This is a genomic window from Vibrio sp. B172a (assembly GCF_030248355.1).
Classification (GTDB): Bacteria; Pseudomonadota; Gammaproteobacteria; order Enterobacterales; family Vibrionaceae; genus Vibrio; species Vibrio owensii.
In genome coordinates, this window is sequence record NZ_JAHGAC010000027.1 from 182,170 (window position 1) to 198,702 (window position 16,533).

Genomic DNA, 16,533 nt, shown 5'->3' on the forward strand with positions numbered 1-16,533 from the left:
CTTACCGGACTAGTATCGATGAGGACTGAATATGATCCAAGAAATCATAGAAAAGAAACTGCATAGTGAGCTGCAACCTAATTATTTGAAAGTGATCAATGAGAGCTACATGCACAATGTTCCGCCGGGTTCTGAGAGTCACTTCAAAGTGATTGTTGTCAGTGATGCGTTCGCGGGTCAGCGCCTTATTGGTCGACATCGTCAGGTGCACACAGTGCTTGCTGATGAACTCGATAATCACATTCATGCGTTGGCGATTCATACTTACACTAACGAAGAGTGGAAATTAGAGCAAGATGGCGCGCCAGATAGTCCTATGTGTATGGGTGGCGGTCGTTAAACCGGCTTTAACTCGCTGATTTGAAAAAGATGGTTTCGGCCATCTTTTTTTGTTTTACATCTTTTCGGGATTAAAATGTGGCACAAATGAAGGTTAAAAAATGTGTTAACAGTGTTTCAACAAATGAATGAAAATTAATGCATGTTTCAAAGCGTGAATGTTTTATTTCCATGACAGATGCAAGGGATTTGGCATTTGTGCGATGGGTCAAAGTTATGACTATTCTTTAACCTTTTACACTCGATTCTACCGAAATAAACCCACCTTTCCTAAGATTGGTCATGGCATCAAGTTCCCAAAAAATGCTAGACTACCGCACCTGATAAATCTCGCCTAATATTTGTGACGAGATAATTAATAGGATGTTGCGATTTTGATGTTTTAAACAGCATCGAAACCGGACACTGATGTCGTGTCTAAAAGTTACGCAATCAAAAGAATCTTTTTCCCGATAAAAGTAGTGCAAGTGCGTATGATTACAATAAAGAAGGGCTTGGATCTTCCTATCGCAGGAACTCCATCCCAGGTGATTAATGATGGTAAGACCATCAAAAAAGTCGCCTTGCTTGGCGAAGAGTACGTTGGCATGCGTCCTACCATGCATGTCCGCGTTGGTGATGAAGTGAAAAAAGCGCAAGTTCTTTTTGAAGACAAAAAGAACCCTGGCGTTAAGTTCACAGCTCCAGCAGCCGGTAAAGTGATCGAAGTTAACCGTGGCGCTAAGCGTGTTCTTCAATCTGTAGTGATTGAAGTGGCAGGCGAAGAGCAGGTGACATTTGATAAGTTCGAAGCAGCTCAACTAGCAGGTCTAGATCGCGAAGTGATCAAGACTCAATTGGTTGAATCTGGCCTTTGGACCGCTTTACGTACTCGTCCGTTCAGCAAGGTTCCAGCAATCGAATCAAATTCTAAGGCTATCTTTGTAACTGCGATGGATACTAATCCACTAGCAGCCCAGCCTGAGTTGATCATTAATGAACAACAAGAAGCATTCGTTGCCGGTCTAGACATTCTTTCAGCCCTGACAGAAGGCAAGGTTTACGTATGTAAATCTGGCACTAGCTTGCCACGCTCTTCTCAGTCTAACGTAGAAGAACACGTCTTCGATGGCCCTCACCCAGCAGGTCTTGCTGGCACCCACATGCATTTCCTATACCCAGTAAATGCACAAAACGTGGCTTGGAGCATCAACTACCAAGACGTTATCGCGTTCGGTAAGTTATTCCTTACTGGTGAGCTATACACAGATCGTGTTGTATCTCTTGCTGGTCCTGTAGTGAATAACCCACGTCTTCTTCGTACTGTTGTAGGTGCTTCTCTTGAAGACCTAACTGACAGCGAATTGATGCCAGGTGAAGTTCGTGTGATTTCAGGCTCTGTACTTTCTGGTACTCAAGCGTCTGGTCCACATGCTTACCTTGGTCGTTACCATCAGCAGGTTTCTGTCCTGCGTGAAGGTCGTGAGAAAGAACTGTTTGGCTGGGCTGTTCCTGGCAAAAACAAATTCTCAATCACTAAATCTTTCCTGAGTCACATCTTTAAAGGTCAGTTGTTCAACATGACAACGACAACTAACGGTAGTGATCGTGCAATGGTTCCAATTGGCAACTACGAGCGTGTAATGCCTCTTGATATGGAACCTACTTTGCTACTTCGTGATCTATGTGCAGGCGATACAGACAGTGCTCAAGCACTGGGTGCGCTTGAACTGGATGAAGAAGATCTAGCATTGTGCACCTTTGTATGTCCTGGTAAATACGAGTACGGTCTGCTACTTCGTGAATGCCTAGATACCATTGTGAAGGAAGGGTAATCCATGCTTAAGAAATTCATAGAGGATATCGAGCATCATTTTGAACCAGGCGGCAAACACGAAAAATGGTTTGCACTGTACGAAGCAGCGGCAACGCTTTTCTACACGCCAGGTCTAGTAACAAAACGTAGCTCGCACGTCCGTGATAGCGTTGACTTAAAACGTATCATGATCATGGTTTGGTTCGCGGTATTCCCAGCAATGTTCTGGGGTATGTACAACGCGGGTGGCCAAGCTATCGCAGCACTTAACCACATGTACGCTGGTGATCAACTAGCGACAGTTATCTCTGGTAACTGGCACTACTGGCTAACAGAAATGCTTGGCGGCACCATCGGTGCGGAAGCAGGCGTTGGCAGTAAAATGCTACTCGGTGCGACTTACTTCCTACCAATCTACGCAACAGTATTTATTGTTGGTGGTTTCTGGGAAGTGCTTTTCTGTATGGTGCGTAAGCACGAAGTGAACGAAGGTTTCTTTGTAACTTCTATTCTATTCGCACTTATCGTTCCACCAACGCTACCTCTATGGCAAGCGGCACTAGGTATCACATTTGGTGTTGTTGTTGCTAAAGAGATCTTTGGTGGTACAGGTCGTAACTTCCTGAACCCTGCACTTGCAGGTCGTGCTTTCCTATTCTTCGCTTACCCAGCTCAAATCTCGGGTGACGTAGTATGGACAGCTGCTGACGGCTTCTCTGGTGCAACTGCTCTTAGCCAATGGGCTCACGGCGGTAGCGGCGCGTTGATCAACAACATCACTGGCGCTCCTATCACTTGGATGGATGCTTTCATCGGTAACATCCCAGGTTCAATTGGTGAAGTATCGACGCTTGCTCTAATGATCGGTGCAGCGATGATCGTATACATGCGAATCGCTTCATGGCGCATCATTGCGGGTGTAATGATCGGTATGATTGCAGTATCGACACTGTTCAACGTGATCGGTTCTGACACCAACCCAATGTTCAACATGCCATGGCACTGGCACCTAGTTCTAGGTGGTTTTGCATTCGGTATGTTCTTCATGGCAACGGACCCAGTATCAGCTTCATTTACCAACGGTGGTAAGTGGTGGTACGGCATCCTAATCGGTGCAATGTGTGTGATGATCCGTGTAGTTAACCCAGCTTACCCAGAAGGTATGATGCTGGCGATTCTATTCGCGAACCTATTCGCACCTCTGTTCGACCATGTAGTTATCGAGAAGAACATCAAGCGGAGACTAGCACGCTATGGCAAGTAATAACGACAGCATTAAAAAGACGCTGGGTGTTGTTATCGGGTTGAGCCTTGTTTGTTCAATCATCGTATCAACAGCGGCAGTAGGCCTGCGTGATAAGCAAAAAGCTAACGCTGTCCTAGATAAGCAATCAAAGATTGTAGAAGTTGCTGGCATTGAAGCTGACGGTAAAAAAGTACCTGAGCTATTTGCTGAGTACATTGAACCTCGTCTAGTTGACTTCAAAACAGGTGATTTTGTTGAGACTGCGGGTGACGGTTCTACAGCAGCTAACTACGACCAACGTAAAGCAGCGAAAGATCCATCTGAGTCTATCAAGCTAACGGCTGAAGAAGACAAAGCTAAGATCCTACGTCGTGCTAACACAGGTATCGTTTACCTAGTGAAAAGCGGTGATGAAGTATCTAAAGTTATCATCCCTGTTCACGGTACTGGTCTTTGGTCAATGATGTACGCATTCGTTGCGGTTGAAACTGACGGTGACACTGTGTCTGGTATCACTTACTACGAGCAAGGTGAAACTCCTGGACTTGGTGGTGAAGTAGAGAACCCAGCATGGCGTGCTCAATTCGTTGGCAAGAAACTATTCGACGAGAACCACAAACCAGCAATCAAGATTGTTAAAGGTGGTGCTCCAGAAGGTTCTGAACACGGCGTTGACGGCCTATCTGGTGCGACACTAACTGGTAACGGTGTTCAAGGTACATTCGACTTCTGGTTAGGTGACATGGGCTTTGGTCCTTTCCTAGCAAAAGTTCGTGACGGAGGTCTGAACTAATGTCTAGCGCACAAAACATTAAAAAGAGCATTATGGCGCCGGTGTTGGATAACAACCCAATCGCGCTACAGGTTCTTGGTGTATGTTCTGCTCTTGCAGTAACAACTAAACTAGAAACAGCATTTGTAATGACACTAGCGGTAACATTCGTAACTGCACTGTCGAACTTCTCTGTTTCTCTAATCCGTAACCACATTCCTAACAGTGTGCGTATCATCGTTCAAATGGCGATCATCGCATCTCTAGTAATCGTGGTAGACCAAGTGCTTAAAGCATACCTATACGATATCTCTAAACAGCTATCGGTATTCGTAGGTCTGATCATTACGAACTGTATCGTAATGGGTCGTGCTGAAGCGTTCGCGATGAAGTCTGAGCCAATCCCATCTCTAATCGATGGTATCGGTAACGGTCTTGGTTACGGTTTCGTTCTTATCACTGTTGGTTTCTTCCGTGAGCTATTTGGCTCAGGCAAACTATTTGGCCTGGAAGTACTACCTCTAGTGAGCAACGGTGGTTGGTACCAGCCAAACGGCCTGATGCTACTTGCACCATCAGCATTCTTCTTAATCGGTTTCATGATCTGGGCTATCCGCATTATCAGACCTGAACAAATCGAAGCGAAGGAGTAAGGACGTCATGGAACATTACATCAGTCTGCTAGTTAAATCGATTTTCATCGAAAACATGGCACTGTCTTTCTTCCTAGGTATGTGTACTTTCCTTGCCGTATCTAAGAAAGTTAAGACCTCTTTCGGTCTAGGTGTTGCAGTTGTGGTAGTACTAACTATCGCGGTTCCTGTGAACAACCTAGTTTACAACCTAGTTTTGAAAGAGAACGCGTTAGTTGAGGGCGTAGACCTTAGCTTCCTAAACTTCATCACCTTTATCGGTGTAATTGCGGCACTTGTACAGATTCTAGAGATGGTTCTTGACCGTTTCTTCCCACCTTTGTACAACGCGCTAGGCATCTTCCTACCGCTGATCACAGTAAACTGTGCGATCTTCGGTGGTGTATCTTTCATGGTACAACGTGACTACAACTTTGCTGAATCTGTTGTTTACGGCTTCGGTTCTGGTGTGGGCTGGATGCTAGCAATCGTTGCTCTTGCAGGTATCCGTGAGAAGATGAAGTATTCAGATGTACCTCCAGGTCTACGTGGTCTAGGTATCACGTTCATCACTGTAGGTCTAATGGCGTTAGGCTTCATGTCTTTCTCTGGTGTTCAACTGTAAGTCGGGTAAACCGCAACAATTAAGGAATAGTCAATGGACATTATTCTTGGTGTAGTGATGTTTACTCTGATCGTACTTGCGCTAGTACTAGTGATTCTTTTCGCTAAGTCTAAGCTTGTACCAACAGGTGACATTACAATTTCTGTGAACGATGACCCTTCACTGGCGATCGTTACACAACCAGGTGGTAAGCTACTATCTGCGTTAGCTGGTGCTGGCGTATTCGTATCTTCTGCTTGTGGTGGCGGTGGCTCTTGTGGTCAGTGTCGCGTAAAAGTTAAATCAGGTGGTGGTGACATCCTACCTACCGAGCTTGACCACATTACTAAAGGTGAAGCACGTGAAGGTGAGCGTCTAGCGTGTCAGGTTGCAATGAAAACTGACATGGACATCGAACTTCCTGAAGAAATCTTCGGCGTTAAGAAGTGGGAATGTACTGTTATCTCTAACGATAACAAAGCAACATTCATCAAAGAGCTTAAGCTACAAATCCCAGATGGCGAATCAGTACCTTTCCGTGCTGGTGGTTACATCCAGATTGAAGCGCCAGCTCACCACGTTAAATACGCTGATTTCGATGTACCTGAAGAATACCGCGAAGATTGGGACAAGTTTAACCTGTTCCGCTACGAGTCTAAGGTAAACGAAGAAACGATCCGCGCATACTCTATGGCTAACTACCCAGAAGAGCACGGTATCATCATGCTTAACGTGCGTATCGCTACTCCGCCGCCTAACAACCCAGACGTACCACCTGGCATCATGTCATCGTTCATCTGGTCTCTAAAAGAAGGCGACAAGTGTACGATTTCTGGTCCATTTGGTGAGTTCTTCGCGAAAGACACTGACGCTGAAATGGTATTCGTTGGTGGTGGTGCAGGTATGGCTCCAATGCGTTCTCATATCTTCGACCAGCTAAAACGTCTGCACTCTAAGCGTAAGATGTCATTCTGGTACGGTGCACGTTCTAAGCGTGAAATGTTCTACGTAGAAGACTTTGATGGCCTAGCGGCTGACAACGATAACTTCGTATGGCACTGTGCACTGTCTGACCCTATGCCAGAAGATAACTGGGATGGTTACACTGGCTTCATTCACAACGTTCTTTACGAGAACTACCTACGTGATCACGAAGCACCAGAAGACTGTGAATACTACATGTGTGGTCCACCTATGATGAACGCTGCTGTAATCGGCATGCTAAAAGATCTAGGTGTAGAGGATGAAAACATCCTACTAGATGACTTCGGTGGTTAATCCCTCCAAGTGATTGAATCTATGGCTAGCTCTCTAAGAGCTAGCCATTATTTTTTGTAGAAAACACGACGATATTCAACAGTTGATATAGGAAATCGGTTTATCTCAAGAGAACCCATTTTCCATATCAATTTAACGACAATAGGAGTACAAGTGAAAAAGTGGCTTGTTGCATTCGCTTCTCTATTGGTTTTGGCTGGCTGTGAAAAGTCTGCGGATCAAATTCATCTAAGTGGCCCAACAATGGGCACAACTTACAACATCAAATACATTCAGCAAGATGGCCTACCATCGCCTGAAGCGCTCCAGACAGAAATCGATCGCCTACTTGAAGAAGTGAACGATCAAATGTCGACGTACCGTGAAGATTCAGAGCTTAGCCGTTTTAACCAACACACAACGAGTGAGCCATTCGAGGTATCACCACAAACTGCAACAGTAGTGAAAGAAGCGATTCGTCTAAACGGTCTTACTTTAGGTGCATTAGACGTCACTGTTGGTCCTTTGGTTAACCTTTGGGGCTTTGGACCTGAAGCGCGTCCAGATGTGGTTCCGACAGACGAAGAGCTAGCGGCTCGCAAAGCGAATACAGGTATCCATCATCTTTCTATTGAAGGCAATAAAATGTCTAAAGACATTCCAAACCTTTACGTTGATCTATCAACTATCGCAAAAGGTTGGGGTGTTGATGTGGTTGCGGATTACCTACAATCTGAAGGTATTCACAACTACATGGTAGAAGTTGGTGGTGAAATGCGTTTAAAAGGCATTAACCGTGAAGGTGTGCCGTGGCGTATTGCAATTGAAAAGCCAACCGTCGATGAGCGCTCAATTCAAGAAATTATTGAGCCGGGTGATATGGCAATTGCAACAAGCGGTGACTACCGTAATTACTTTGAGAGCAATGGTGTGCGATACTCTCACATCATTAACCCGCAAACAGGCAAACCAATCCATCATAAAGTGGTGTCTGTAACGGTACTGGATAAATCGTCGATGACGGCTGATGGTCTGGCAACTGGCCTAATGGTGCTAGGTGAAGACAAAGGCATGGAAATCGCGAACGAGAATAACATTCCTGTTTTCATGGTTGTGAAAACGGATGATGGTTTTAAAGAGCTGGCTTCGGAAGCATACAAGCCGTTCATGAAGAAATAACAACAGAAGTGAGCATGTCCTTATGAGTACATTTCTAATTACTTTTGCTGTCTTTGTTGCGGTGATTGCAGCGATGGCAGTAGGTTACATCTTCCAAAAGAAGGTTGTAAAAGGTAGCTGTGGTGGTCTTGGTGCAGTAGGCATCGAGAAAGTATGTAACTGCCCAGAACCATGTGATGCACGTAAAAAGCGAGAAGCCCGTGAAGCTGCGCGTGCTGAGAAGCTCGCAGCATGGGAAAAAGACCGCATTGCTTAATCGGCGATAATCAAAATAGAAAACCCAGCCTTGTCGCTGGGTTTTGTTTTTTTGTAATCGAGAAACAGGGCGCTATTGGTAGACAGTCTGGTTTCGACCACTTTCTTTCGCTTGATATAAACGGTCATCGGCCACTTTTATCTGTTGGTCTAGATTACCCTGTATATTTGATACGCCAACACTGATGGTCACTTGAATGTCTTCTTCCTGATACGGAATAGGGGTTTTCTCTACCCTTTGGCGCATTTGCTCTAAACGAGTGACGAAATCATCATAGCTTCCACAAGCTTGAATACAGAATTCTTCCCCACCAAAGCGAGCGATGACGTCTTCAGGGAAGTAAATCTTTAGGATATTCGCTACCATCACCAGTGCAGCATCACCGCCATCATGCCCGTAGTTATCGTTGACCTTCTTGAAAAAGTCGATGTCCAGCATAGCGATATTGCGCTTCTCACAGCCACCACAAGCTTGTCCAAACAAAAAGCGGCGGTTCCATAAACCAGTTAGAGCATCTTGGTTTGCCATTCTAAATAGCTCAGTGGTTGCTTCTTTCATGTCTAAGATTTGATGAACGCGGCAAAAGAATTCTTCTTGATTGAAAGGCTTATATAGAAAGTCATTCGCACCAGCCTTAAGAAAACGTGCGGTCATGGTGTGATCGTCGCTTCCTGAGATGCCTAATATAGCAAGTTGGTTCTTATCCAATTTCTGGCGCAACTCGCGAATCATGGTAATACCATCTTTTACTGGCATATCGTGGTCAGTCAGCACTAGGGTGATATCTGGGTTTTGCTCGATCAACTCGATGGCTTGTTGACCATTTTCAGCTTGCAACGTTTGGATGTACTGGTGTTCTAACAATTGAACAACGTGGCGACGAACCGTCATCGAATCGTCAACGACTAAGCACTTGTGTCGCTGATTATTGGTCAATCGTTTGATCAGTGGAAGGAGGTACGAGACGGAAGCCATACTGTCTTTTAGAATGTAGTCCAACACGCCCTTCGCCAGCATTTTTTCACGAACATCATCTTGAAACATTGCCGTAAGCACGATGACTTTTTGTTGATGAGCTAAAGAGAGATCGATGATTTCGCCTTCTTGGGCGTCAGGTAAGCAGTAATCTAATACCGCACACAACAGCTCTGGTTTAGTCGCTAAAATGGATTGAGCGTCCGCATAGCTCTCTGCAGCAAGTACCTCATAACCAGCCTGAGTTAAGATCTGTACGAGATAGTTTCTAAAGGCGCGACTGTCTTCGACGACCAGTATTTTATTACTCAAAGAAGTGTCCTTACTTTTTTAGTGTTATTTGAATCAATAATAACGAAATATGAATACATCGCTATTAAAAACTCCGACAAAAATTTCCAATATTGACTCCAGATAACAGTATTTCCAATACGTATATTTGCAGCTATACTGTGTTTTTGAACAGTGTATTTGTGTGTAGAGCGTGATTGAGCGAGTAAGAAAAATTATTCACGTAGATATGGATTGTTTCTATGCGGCGGTAGAAATGCGAGACAATCCAAATTACCGTGGGATTGCGCTTGCAGTAGGTGGCCATGAGAAGCAGAGAGGTGTCATCAGCACGTGTAATTATGAAGCACGTAAGTTTGGTGTACGCAGTGCAATGCCAACCGCAAGAGCATTACAACTATGTCCGAACCTCCTCGTCGTTCCGGGGCGCATGCACGTGTATAAACAAGTTTCTCAGCAGATTCGCGCCATTTTTGAACGATATACATCGCTGATTGAACCGCTTTCTCTTGATGAGGCTTATCTCGATGTTACCGACTCTACGGTATGTCGTGGTTCCGCGACCTTGATTGCGGAATCGATTCGCAATGATATCCGAAATGAGCTGGGAATTACTGCATCTGCAGGCATTGCTCCGATTAAGTTTCTTGCCAAAGTCGCCTCCGACATGAACAAACCCAATGGCCAGTTTGTGATTCCACCCGATAAAGTCCAAGAGGTGGTCGATAAATTGCCTTTGGAAAAGATCCCAGGTGTTGGCAAAGTGAGTTTAGAGAAACTCCATCAGGCTGGCTTCTATCTATGTGAAGACATAAAAAACAGTGATTACCGTGAACTATTGCGTCAGTTCGGCCGTCAAGGTGCTTCGCTTTGGAAACGCAGCCATGGTATTGATGATCGTGAAGTGGTGGTGGAACGTGAACGCAAATCGGTTGGAGTAGAGCGAACCTTTAGCGAAAACATTTCGACTTACGACGAATGTTGGAAGGTGATTGAAGATAAGCTGTACCCTGAACTGGAGAGACGCTTAGAAAAAGCCAGTCCAGATAAATCGATCATCAAGCAGGGTATCAAGCTCAAGTTTGCTGACTTTCAGCTCACAACGATTGAGCACATTCACCCTCAATTGGAACTGGATGACTTCAAAGTTCTGTTAAGAGACATTCTTAAGCGTCAAAACGGCCGAGAGATACGCTTGTTAGGCTTGAGTGTGATGCTCAAGCCTGAAGAACAAGCACGGCAATTGAGTTTCTTCTAAGCTCGCGCTAACTCAACTTGCTTTAGCACGTGTTCAAAAGAGATATTCGCCATTGAACCATAGCCCCGAAGTTTACTGGCTTTGAGTTGAGTGATGATTGGCGTGCTAATACCACATAGGAATCGAGCTACGGCGGCATTACTGATCGCCGTTGGTGAAAGCTGAACAAACTCATCAACCCAAGCGGATAAATGTGCCAGTTCAGGTTGCTCTTGTTGTGGCTGAGGGAATGATGCGACTTGTCCACGACATACTGAGCAGTGACCACATTGCGTCGGTGCATTGTGATCAGCAAAGTAATGCGCTAATTGATAGCTCAAGCAGTCAGATGATTGGAACAGATTCAACATCGTATGAATTCGTTCAATGTCTTTTTGTTCTTTAGATTGGAACAGTTCAACCAAATGTTGAGAGGTCGCTTCTTGGTTTTGAGTAACCGGGAGAACCGAATACACATCCGTTAGCTGTTTACTTTCTAATTCAATCCAACCGTTTTGGTGGAAGTAATCAAGCGCCGCAACCACACGGCTGCGCTCAGATTGATAGTTCATCCACAACGCTTCTAAATCCACTTGGCACCACACTTTCGCTTTGGTCGAGCAAGCAAAAATAGCTTCAATAAACTGGCGTCGCTCACCTTGGAACTGATTGAGGATGAAAGACCGGTCTTGCAGGAACTTGAAGCGATATTCCGCGAAATAACTGTATTTGGCTTCAATCACTTTTGCCAACTCTAGATAAACCAACAAGGTCTTCAGCGGCAGTTGGCGAATGTTGCTGTCGCGAGATAAGCGCAGCGCCATCACTTCCCACTGAGGCGTGTTCTCGCGAATTTGTTCCAGTACATAATTGATTGAGCTTGGCTCAGGCGTGTCGCCGTAAACAAAGTTCTCTAGTACCGTTAAGCCAGAGGTATTACCCAGAAGAATACATTCAGAACGTTGCCCATCACGTCCCGCTCGGCCAATTTCTTGTGCGTAGTTTTCGATAGATTTCGGTAAATCGAAGTGAATCACACGGCGAATATCGGATTTATCTACCCCCATACCAAAGGCGATTGTGGCGACAATGCAGTCGATTTGCGAGTCCATGAATTGTTGTTGGATTTTCTCGCGAATGTCGCTCTTCATTCCTGCGTGATAAGCGTGGGCATTGATACCTAAACGAATCAGGGAGTTAGCAACTTGCTCTGCGGTTTGCTGTTGAGTCACGTACACGATGCTTGGCAGTTTCGGTGCAGCAGCAATAATGTCGCTTAATTGAGTTAGCTTGTTTTCCTCTTCACATGGAAGTACTGAAATATCAAGGTTAGAGCGATAGAAACCGGTAACGGTAATATTCTCGCCAGCGATATCAAACTTACTTTGCATGTCCTCGATAACTGCTGGCGTAGCTGTTGCAGTCAGCAAGAGTGTTTGAGGGATATTCAGCTCACGCTGGTATTGCGGCAGTTTAAGGTAGTCAGGACGGAAGTTATGACCCCACTCCGAGATACAGTGCGCTTCGTCGACCACCATGAGAGAAAGTGGAATTTGACGAATGAACTCACGAAAACGTTCGTTCTTGAGCCGCTCTACCGAGATCATCAAAATCTTGATATGTCCATTCTTTACGCCAGCCATCACCTGTTGGGTTTCTTCACGGCTTTGGCTACTGTCGATAGATGCCGCAGCAATGCCTCTGCCTTGTAAGAAACTAAGTTGGTCTTTCATCAACGCAAGAAGCGGTGAAATCACCAACGTCAGATGTGGTAACTGAGTTGCAGGAAGCTGGTAACAAAGCGATTTCCCTGAGCCAGTTGGAAAGATGGCAGCGGCTGAGTGTCCGTTCATTACTGCTTCAATCACCGGTTGTTGGCCGGGTCTTAATGAGTCAAACCCGAACACGGATTGAAGCGTTTGCTGAAGCGAGTCACTTTGCATAATAGGGAAACCTTGGTTTGATGATAAACTGGGTTACATTAACACACCCTGAGTGCCAAACGCGCGCCCTAAAAGTATGAACAAAGTCGATTTAGTCCAAATAATCATTCAACAACTCGAAGATAAACTCCAAGTTGCTCATGCCTCGACTCAGAGAGCGATTGATGCCGCGACGGATGAAGAAACCGTGCCTGAGCATAAGTACGATACGCTAGCTTTAGAGGCTTCTTACCTCGCACATGGGCAAGCGATGCGCGTGCAAGAGAGTGAAGAAGAACTTCGCCAGTACCGCACTCTTGTGTTGCGTGATTTTGTTGATGCTCGTATCGCGGTTAGTGCTTATGTGGAATTAGTGGACGAGAACGATGTTGAAAAAGCCTTTTTTATCGGTCCTTGCTCAGGCGGGCTGACTGTCGAATGGCAAGGCAAAGAGGTGTTTGTTCTTACGCCGAAATCCCCCCTTGGTCGTGCTTTGATGGGCAAAGAAGAAGGGGAGGAAGTGGAGATGAAAATTGGCGATAAAACAACTTGTTATGAAGTCGTGACGATTTGCTGACATCCCACCCATAGGTGGCTGTTATAGTTAAACAGAATAACCATGAAAAAGAGAAAGTAATGAAGAAACTGCTCACGCTCTCCTTGTTGACTATCAGTGCTAGTGGCTACGCAGCTCAGTGTCGCGTTGATATTAACAACGAAGTTCGTATGGATGGTCAGAACTTAGAAATCGTACATGCTAATGGTGAAAAAGCGGTCGTCGATGAAGACAATAACCTGTTCATCAAAGGTGAAATGATCGAGCTAGACGATGATCAAAAAGCGGCAATTGAAAGTTACCGCGAGAAGATGAATGCTTATATTCCGCAAGCGAAACAGCTCGCGAGTGATGGCTTAGCCCTAGCAAATGACATCATCGATGATATCGCAGTAAGCCTTGATGCACCTGACTCGTTTGATAACGTTAAGGTGGCGGTAAAGGATTTCTTTGCCGATGTAGAAGCCCGTTACTACAAAGACGGTGATTTTATTCTACCTGCTGACAGTTTTGACGCGATGACAGAATCATGGTCAAAAGACTTCGAAAAGGCACAAGAAATCTTTAACAAAGAATTCCTAACCAGCGCATTTGACGCTTTGTCTGCCAAGATGAAAGAAGACGGTGGTTTGAACTTAACTGCGCTGTCTGAAAGCATGACGGAACTGCAAGCCAAGGTACAAGAACGCTTAGCTGAGCATTCGAAAGACGTCGAAAAACAAGCGGAGGATTTGTGTGAATCATTGGATGATATGGCAGGTGAAGAACAAGATCTGCTGAAGAAGATCCCAGCATTAAAAGATTACCAAGTCTTCACGATCTAATTCGCGAAACACAAATAACAAAGAGCGCCTGTTATCGGCGCTCTTTTTACATGGGTACTATTCAGTATCTATTCGAGTTATTCCGCATTCATCTGAGTTAGCTTATCGCCGACTGGTTTCGAGAAGTTGAAGCCATCGTGCTCATCCCAGTTGATCGACCATGTCATCACACCAGCGTAGTTCGGATAGTTAAACGCTGGTTTCACTGTGCCACATGAAGTGCCTTTGGTTAAGCAATCTAATGCGTCTAGGATGTTCTGTGTTGGCGCCTGACCTGAGTTCGCTGAGCTTGGCCCCGATGGTAAGCCAATCGCCACTTGGTCATCACGCAGTGGCTCAAACATGGTGCCATCTGCCAATTCAAAACCTTCAATCAGCATCTTAGACTGCGCTACCATCATATCCACTGATCCCTCTGGAGCCGAGCCAGACATGTATGGGTTTGGCAGGCCGCCGTTGTTGTATAGCTGAACGTGTAGAAGGTCGAGCGTGCTGCGTGTCTCGTTAATCACAGGAATGTACGCGCCCCAAATTCCGCTATAAGCAATGTAACCACCTTGTACGTAAGGGTGCTCAGGTGCCATGGTTAGGTACATATCGCCGCCCATGTTCTGCTCGATTTGCAACAAAGCACCACCCAAACGTGCTTGAATTTGCGAACCATGCAGCAGGTTAGAGCCACTTTCTAGATCCACATCCAAACCATCGAAGCCCCATTCGGCAATCAATGCGGTCAAGCTCGATACGAAGTTTGCTTCATCTTGGTCTGTGTTTAGCGTGATTGTGCCTTCTGCGCCTCCAAGAGACAGAACGAACTTCTTACCTTTAGCTTGCAGTGCGGCCATGTCTTGCTTGAATTGAGTTGGGTCTAGCGCAGGACAATCACTGTAGATGTCACCAGAGTACAGGTTGAAGTGCACGGTACCATCGCTGTTACGGTCGTTTTCTGCAAAGGCAATATCAATCACATCCCATGCATCAGACATGTCGGCGAGGCGGATAGGACAGCCTGCACCGTTCACGAAGTTGTGCCAGTAACCAATCAACTTATGACGTTTCTCAGTTTGTTCAACAACGGTAATCGATGCCGCATCAGAAAGCGCGGTTGTACCTGCAAGATCGGTGGCTTGAGCGCTTACCGTAAAGCTACCAATCGCGGCAGGTGTCCAGTTCGCCGAGTAAGGTGCCGTTGTGTCGGTTGCGACAACTGCACCGTTCACCATAAAGTCGACGTGTTTCACGCCAGAGGTTAGTGAGGTTGCATCTGCGCTTAGAACGAGATTCTTACCTAAACCGACGGTTTGACCTGCACTCGGTGACGTCAATGAAATCACCAAATCTTGGTCACTCACAGTCACATTAACGACAGACTCGGACGTATTGTTATCGTTGTTTGTGGCAACGGCTTTTAGTTGATTGGCACCAACTAGCGTTGCATTCCATAGAACGGAATATGGTGCTTGAGCAACCACACCTAAACTGGTGTCATTGGCGAAGAACTCTACTTGAGTCACGCTACCGTCTGCATCGCTGGCATCCGCCGAGACTTCAACGCTGTCACCTGCGAGTAAGACTTGTCCTTCGCTTGGTGCGGTTATAGCGACTTGAGGCGGTGTAGAACATGCACCTAGCCCAGTCCACGCATCCTGCCAGTACAAACCTTCACCCGGCTCATAAGCCCAGGCTGCATCAGAAGAACACCAACCTGCAACATCACAGCGGTATTTCTGGTTGAGATTAGAGACGAGTGTACCTGCTTCATAGCGGTTACCAGCTACATAAGGTACGGCATCCGCACAGCCACCAGAGCTAGAATCGCTGACGACGAGTGAGACTTCTTGGCTCATAGTTGTCAGGTTTGAATCATCGGTTGCTTGCGCTTTGAAGGTATGAGTATCGACTGCCGCCGTCCAGACGTATTCATATGGAGCCGCAGTATCGACGGCAACGGATTGGTTGTTTACGAAGAACTCAACTTGGGTGACTAAACCATCGCTGTCTGCTGCATCGGCCGTTACCGAAATAGTGTCACCTACACTTGGTGTTTCTGTACCCGTTGGGCTCGTTAGAGAAACGGTTGGAGGTGGTAGTTCGGTTTGCGGTTGAACGAAGATAGATACATTGGTTGTGGTTACCGCCCCTTCGTTGTCTGTGGCGATTGCCGTTAACTGAGAGACGCCCTCTACTGCTGTCCAGTCAGCTTGGAAAGGGGCTTGGGTAACAACAGCTACGGTCTGGTTACCAGCAAGAAATTCGACTTGAGCCACTTGGCCGTCTTCGTCAGCAGCGCTCGCTAACAAAGTGATTACGCTGCCTTCAGGGATCTGAGCGTTATCTGCAGGAGAGGAGAAAGACACCGTTGGAGGGAGGTTTGTACCGCCACCATCACATTGTCCAAGGCCTTTCCACGCCTCCCATGGGCCTGAGTTGTTTACCGGATCATTACCTTGTGTCCAGTAAGCAGCCTCATACGCAGCACCTTTGGTTTGCACTTGATCGCCAGAGTTATAGACGGTTGTGCTATCCCACGTTGATAAGTTTTGGCAGTTGTAGGCTTGAGCTTGATAGCTGACACTAAGAGCGGCTATCACTGCACCATGCAGTAGAGTGAACTTCATTTTTCTCTCCTTGAGTTACTCGATGTTCGT

At 46.0% G+C, this 16,533-nt stretch carries 15 protein-coding genes; 12 read left to right on the plus strand and 3 right to left on the minus strand.

The annotated features are described in order from the left end of the window. Positions 1–31 precede the first annotated feature (31 nt). The 9 genes from bolA to nqrM all read left to right on the plus strand — a co-directional run bounded on the left by bolA (position 32) and on the right by nqrM (position 8,080). Complete coding sequence (gene bolA / locus KIT90_RS22085) at positions 32–340, plus strand: transcriptional regulator BolA (RefSeq protein WP_005436644.1); 309 nt, start codon at positions 32–34, stop codon at positions 338–340. 472 nt (positions 341–812) lie between these two features. Further along, on the plus strand, positions 813–2,153 hold the full coding sequence (locus KIT90_RS22090) for a Na(+)-translocating NADH-quinone reductase subunit A (protein ID WP_032803016.1): 1,341 nt from the start codon (positions 813–815) through the stop codon (positions 2,151–2,153). Between the two features lie 3 nt (positions 2,154–2,156). After that, positions 2,157–3,398 (plus strand): NADH:ubiquinone reductase (Na(+)-transporting) subunit B, encoded by a 1,242-nt coding sequence (locus tag KIT90_RS22095; protein WP_005436648.1) that lies wholly within the window; start codon positions 2,157–2,159, stop codon positions 3,396–3,398. Further along, on the plus strand, positions 3,388–4,173 hold the full coding sequence (locus KIT90_RS22100) for a Na(+)-translocating NADH-quinone reductase subunit C (RefSeq protein ID WP_009707443.1): 786 nt from the start codon (positions 3,388–3,390) through the stop codon (positions 4,171–4,173). Before KIT90_RS22095 ends, KIT90_RS22100 begins: the two co-directional genes overlap by 11 nt. Further along, positions 4,173–4,805, plus strand: a complete 633-nt coding sequence (locus tag KIT90_RS22105) for an NADH:ubiquinone reductase (Na(+)-transporting) subunit D (RefSeq protein WP_285378739.1) — start codon at positions 4,173–4,175, stop codon at positions 4,803–4,805. Before KIT90_RS22100 ends, KIT90_RS22105 begins: the two co-directional genes overlap by 1 nt. A 7-nt stretch (positions 4,806–4,812) precedes the next feature. Further along, a complete protein-coding gene (nqrE, locus tag KIT90_RS22110; protein WP_005436652.1) occupies positions 4,813–5,409 on the plus strand; it encodes an NADH:ubiquinone reductase (Na(+)-transporting) subunit E in 597 nt (198 codons plus the stop codon). Between the two features lie 33 nt (positions 5,410–5,442). Beyond that, a complete protein-coding gene (gene nqrF / locus KIT90_RS22115; RefSeq protein ID WP_005436653.1) occupies positions 5,443–6,666 on the plus strand; it encodes an NADH:ubiquinone reductase (Na(+)-transporting) subunit F in 1,224 nt (407 codons plus the stop codon). A 153-nt stretch (positions 6,667–6,819) separates the two neighbouring features. Next, a complete protein-coding gene (locus KIT90_RS22120; protein ID WP_005436654.1) occupies positions 6,820–7,824 on the plus strand; it encodes an FAD:protein FMN transferase in 1,005 nt (334 codons plus the stop codon). 22 nt (positions 7,825–7,846) lie between these two features. Next, a complete protein-coding gene (gene nqrM / locus KIT90_RS22125; RefSeq protein ID WP_005436655.1) occupies positions 7,847–8,080 on the plus strand; it encodes a (Na+)-NQR maturation NqrM in 234 nt (77 codons plus the stop codon). Positions 8,081–8,152: 72 nt separating this feature from the next. On the opposite strand, the gene KIT90_RS22130 is transcribed toward nqrM, so the two are convergent. After that, complete coding sequence (locus KIT90_RS22130) at positions 8,153–9,367, minus strand: diguanylate cyclase (RefSeq protein WP_041058936.1); 1,215 nt, start codon at positions 9,365–9,367, stop codon at positions 8,153–8,155. A gap of 208 nt (positions 9,368–9,575) precedes the next feature. On the opposite strand from KIT90_RS22130, the gene dinB reads away from it, so the two are divergent. Then, complete coding sequence (dinB, locus tag KIT90_RS22135; protein WP_020195479.1) at positions 9,576–10,604, plus strand: DNA polymerase IV; 1,029 nt, start codon at positions 9,576–9,578, stop codon at positions 10,602–10,604. On the opposite strand, the gene KIT90_RS22140 is transcribed toward dinB, so the two are convergent. Beyond that, positions 10,601–12,526, minus strand: a complete 1,926-nt coding sequence (locus KIT90_RS22140) for an ATP-dependent DNA helicase RecQ (protein WP_285378741.1) — start codon at positions 12,524–12,526, stop codon at positions 10,601–10,603. The genes dinB and KIT90_RS22140 overlap by 4 nt on opposite strands. A gap of 76 nt (positions 12,527–12,602) precedes the next feature. Here KIT90_RS22140 and KIT90_RS22145 point away from each other — a divergent pair, with 76 nt between their 5' ends. Both KIT90_RS22145 and KIT90_RS22150 read left to right on the plus strand, forming a co-directional pair. Next, entirely contained in the window at positions 12,603–13,082 is a 480-nt protein-coding gene (locus tag KIT90_RS22145) for a GreA/GreB family elongation factor (protein ID WP_038895679.1), read from the plus strand. Between the two features lie 59 nt (positions 13,083–13,141). After that, positions 13,142–13,885 carry a YggN family protein gene (locus tag KIT90_RS22150; RefSeq protein ID WP_020195482.1) on the plus strand — a complete coding sequence of 248 codons (744 nt, stop codon included), beginning with the start codon at positions 13,142–13,144 and terminating at the stop codon, positions 13,883–13,885. Positions 13,886–13,962: 77 nt separating this feature from the next. On the opposite strand, the gene KIT90_RS22155 is transcribed toward KIT90_RS22150, so the two are convergent. Continuing rightward, a complete protein-coding gene (locus KIT90_RS22155; protein WP_285378744.1) occupies positions 13,963–16,503 on the minus strand; it encodes an Ig-like domain-containing protein in 2,541 nt (846 codons plus the stop codon). Between the last annotated feature and the right edge of the window lie 30 nt (positions 16,504–16,533).

Excerpts from the sequence above, each read along its gene's own strand:
- bolA (WP_005436644.1), top strand. The coding sequence starts at position 32 with ATGATCCAAGAAATCATAGAAAAGAAACTGCATAGTGAGCTGCAACCT.
- KIT90_RS22090 (WP_032803016.1), top strand. The coding sequence starts at position 813 with ATGATTACAATAAAGAAGGGCTTGGATCTTCCTATCGCAGGAACTCCA.
- KIT90_RS22095 (WP_005436648.1), top strand. The coding sequence starts at position 2,157 with ATGCTTAAGAAATTCATAGAGGATATCGAGCATCATTTTGAACCAGGC.
- KIT90_RS22100 (WP_009707443.1), top strand. The coding sequence starts at position 3,388 with ATGGCAAGTAATAACGACAGCATTAAAAAGACGCTGGGTGTTGTTATC.
- KIT90_RS22105 (WP_285378739.1), top strand. The coding sequence starts at position 4,173 with ATGTCTAGCGCACAAAACATTAAAAAGAGCATTATGGCGCCGGTGTTG.
- nqrE (WP_005436652.1), top strand. The coding sequence starts at position 4,813 with ATGGAACATTACATCAGTCTGCTAGTTAAATCGATTTTCATCGAAAAC.
- nqrF (WP_005436653.1), top strand. The coding sequence starts at position 5,443 with ATGGACATTATTCTTGGTGTAGTGATGTTTACTCTGATCGTACTTGCG.
- nqrM (WP_005436655.1), top strand. The coding sequence starts at position 7,847 with ATGAGTACATTTCTAATTACTTTTGCTGTCTTTGTTGCGGTGATTGCA.
- dinB (WP_020195479.1), top strand. The coding sequence starts at position 9,576 with ATGGATTGTTTCTATGCGGCGGTAGAAATGCGAGACAATCCAAATTAC.
- KIT90_RS22140 (WP_285378741.1), bottom strand. The coding sequence starts at position 12,526 with ATGCAAAGTGACTCGCTTCAGCAAACGCTTCAATCCGTGTTCGGGTTT.
- KIT90_RS22145 (WP_038895679.1), top strand. The coding sequence starts at position 12,603 with ATGAACAAAGTCGATTTAGTCCAAATAATCATTCAACAACTCGAAGAT.
- KIT90_RS22150 (WP_020195482.1), top strand. The coding sequence starts at position 13,142 with ATGAAGAAACTGCTCACGCTCTCCTTGTTGACTATCAGTGCTAGTGGC.
- KIT90_RS22155 (WP_285378744.1), bottom strand. The coding sequence starts at position 16,503 with ATGAAGTTCACTCTACTGCATGGTGCAGTGATAGCCGCTCTTAGTGTC.